Annotated in this window: 3 protein-coding genes; 1 reads left to right on the forward strand and 2 read right to left on the reverse strand. The window is 72.0% G+C overall.

What is annotated here, in order from left to right; all coding sequences use genetic code 11:
- Positions 1-133 precede the first annotated feature (133 nt).
- Together CW359_RS44845 and CW359_RS44850 are read right to left on the reverse strand one after the other, a co-directional pair.
- Positions 134-778, reverse strand: coding sequence for a response regulator (locus CW359_RS44845; RefSeq protein WP_105976033.1), 645 nt, complete (start codon positions 776-778; stop codon positions 134-136).
- Between the two features lie 52 nt (positions 779-830).
- Positions 831-1,982 (reverse strand): sensor histidine kinase, encoded by a 1,152-nt coding sequence (locus CW359_RS44850; RefSeq protein ID WP_105976031.1) that lies wholly within the window; start codon positions 1,980-1,982, stop codon positions 831-833.
- A 200-nt stretch (positions 1,983-2,182) separates the two neighbouring features.
- On the opposite strand from CW359_RS44850, the gene CW359_RS44855 reads away from it, so the two are divergent.
- Complete coding sequence (locus CW359_RS44855) at positions 2,183-2,371, forward strand: hypothetical protein (protein WP_105976032.1); 189 nt, start codon at positions 2,183-2,185, stop codon at positions 2,369-2,371.
- Positions 2,372-2,474 lie beyond the last annotated feature (103 nt).

Below are 2,474 nucleotides of genomic sequence, written 5' to 3' on the forward strand. Positions count from 1 at the left end.
CTACGAGATCGTCCGCCGCGACACCACCCGCCGCGAACACCACGTGACCACTGAGAACGGCATCGGCCGAATCGCGAGCGACCTCATCATCTGGCTCGCCGCCCGCGACTTCCAAAACACGGCCTAGCCCGCGCTACTGGTTGTTCAGGTACGCCAGTACCGCCAGCACCCGGCGGTGGCCGCTGTCGGTCGGTGGCAGGCCGAGCTTCAGGAACACGTTGCCGATGTGCTTGCTGACCGAGCGTTCGGTGACCACCAGCGTCTTGGCGATCATCGTGTTGTCGTGGCCCTCCGCCATCAGCTTCAGGACCTCGCGTTCGCGCGGGGTGAGGGAGTCGAGGGGGGAGTCGCGGCGGCGGATGAGGAGTTCGGCGACCACCTCGGGGTCGAGGGCCGTGCCGCCGGCCGCCACCCGGTCCAGGGCGTCCAGGAACTCGTCGACCCTGCCGATCCGGTCCTTGAGGAGGTAGCCGACGCCGCTCGCGCCGCCGCCCAGGAGTTCCGCCGCGTACGACTCCTCCACGTACTGGGAGAGGACGAGCACCGGGAGGCCGGGGATCTGCTCCCGCGCCTCCAGCGCCGCGCGCAGGCCCTCGTCGCGGAAGCCGGGGGGCATCCGGACGTCCAGGACGGCGGCGTCCGGGCGGTGTTCGAGGAGGGCGGGGAGCACTTCGGGGCCGCTGCCCGCCTCCGCCACGACCTCGTGGCCGGCCGACGTCAGCAGCAGGACGAGGCCCTGTCTCAGCAGGGCGTTGTCCTCGGCGATCACTACGCGCATGACGGTCCTGTTCTCCATCCGGTACAGCTCGTCTGGTCGGCCGCAGCCGCGCTCACCATACGCACGGCAGCTGCACGTCGATCACGGTCGGTCCCCCTACCGGGCTCGACACGTCCACGCTGCCGTCCAGCGCGGCCACCCGGCGGCGCATCCCGAGCAGTCCGGTGCCGCCCTTCTCGTCGGCGCCGCCCTGGCCGTGGTCGCCGACCCGGACCTTCAAGCCCCTCGGTACGCGGGCGAGTTCGACCCAGGCTGTCGGTGATCCGCTGTACTTCGCCGCGTTCGTCAGGGCCTCGGCGATCACGAAGTACGCGGCGGCCTCCACGGCCGCGGGCGCCCGCACGCCGTCCTCGACGCCGTCGTCGACCACGCCGACCTCCAGTCCGCTGCTCGACGCCAACGCCCTTACGGCGCCCACCAGTCCACGGTCGGTGAGGATCGGCGGATGGATGCCGCGCACCACGTTGCGCAGCTCGGTCAGCGCCTCCTCGGCCTGGTCCTGGGCGTCCTCCAGCAGCTTGCGGGCGGCCTCCGGGTCACGGTCGTACGCCCGTTTCGCGAGGCCGATCCGCATGGACAGGGAGACCAGGCGGGCCTGCGCGCCGTCGTGCAAGTCCCTCTCGATGCGCCGGAGTTCGGCTCCGTGCGCGGCGACCGCGTCGGCCCGGGTCGCCTTCAGCTGCTCGACCCGCTCGACGAGGTTCGCCTTCGGCGAGGGCTTGAGCAGGGTGGCCGACCAGGCGGCGTCGAGGTCGGCGAGCCTGCTGATCAGCGGGAGGACCACTGGCTCACGGCGCAGCAGGCCGCACCAGACCCCGTCGACGACCAGGCCGAGCGGCCACAGCGGGATCATCAGCAGCGGCAGGGCCCCGTACACATAGTGGGCGACCATCCAGCGCAGGTCGGTGCGGGTGCCGGGGTCGCGGACGACCGTGCGCAGCTTCTCCTTCAGCTTGCCCTCGATGGGCAGATACGCCTCGGGGATCTCCACGCCCGACCACTCGGTCGCCATCCGCCGCTTCATACCGGCGATCCGGCGGATCAGCAGGACCGTCTCGGGCAGCATGCCGATGCCGATGACCGCGAGCGAGACGGTGGCCGTGATCAGCAGGACGGTGACGAATATGTACGAGCCGAAGGCCAGGATCGCGACCGCGACCAGCTGGACCGTGGCCCGCGCCGCTTGTCGCAGTGTCTTCCACATGGTGATCAGGCTAGGCGACGGGACCGCGCGCGGGCGGGAGAGCCTGCTCCCGGGTGATGGTGTAGCCCGCTACACCACCGGTTCGGGAGAGCACTCCCTCGTGGCGGCGGGCGTATCCGGGGATCGTTGATCTCAGAAGTTCACGGCTCGCCCACTCGGCTCCCTCACCAGGAAGGAGCTGCCCCCGGAAGGAAATTCCCATGAAGGCCCTGCTCTCCTCCCGCCCGGTCCTCTGGTTCCTGTTCCTCTTCAACCTGGCCGTCGCGGCCGTGGCGCCCTTCGCGGTGGACGGCGCACAGGGCATCGCGACCGCCGTCGGCATGGGCGTCGTGTCGCTGGGCGCGGGCTCGGCCCTGCTGAAGGGCCGGGCGCAGCCGCAGCGGGCCTGATCCGGCGGCGCGACGGGGGCGGGGGGGGGGGCCCCCCCGGCCCCCCCCCCCCCCCCGCCCGGCCCCCCCCCCCCCCCCGGGGCACCCCCCCACCCGCGCGGAC

Source organism: Streptomyces geranii, assembly GCF_002954775.1.
Lineage (GTDB): Bacteria > Actinomycetota > Actinomycetes > Streptomycetales > Streptomycetaceae > Streptomyces > Streptomyces geranii.

Bases quoted from the DNA above. Each gene is read 5' to 3' on its own strand.
- CW359_RS44850 (WP_105976031.1), bottom strand. From the start codon at position 1,982: ATGTGGAAGACACTGCGACAAGCGGCGCGGGCCACGGTCCAGCTGGTC.
- CW359_RS44845 (WP_105976033.1), bottom strand. From the start codon at position 778: ATGCGCGTAGTGATCGCCGAGGACAACGCCCTGCTGAGACAGGGCCTC.
- CW359_RS44855 (WP_105976032.1), top strand. From the start codon at position 2,183: ATGAAGGCCCTGCTCTCCTCCCGCCCGGTCCTCTGGTTCCTGTTCCTC.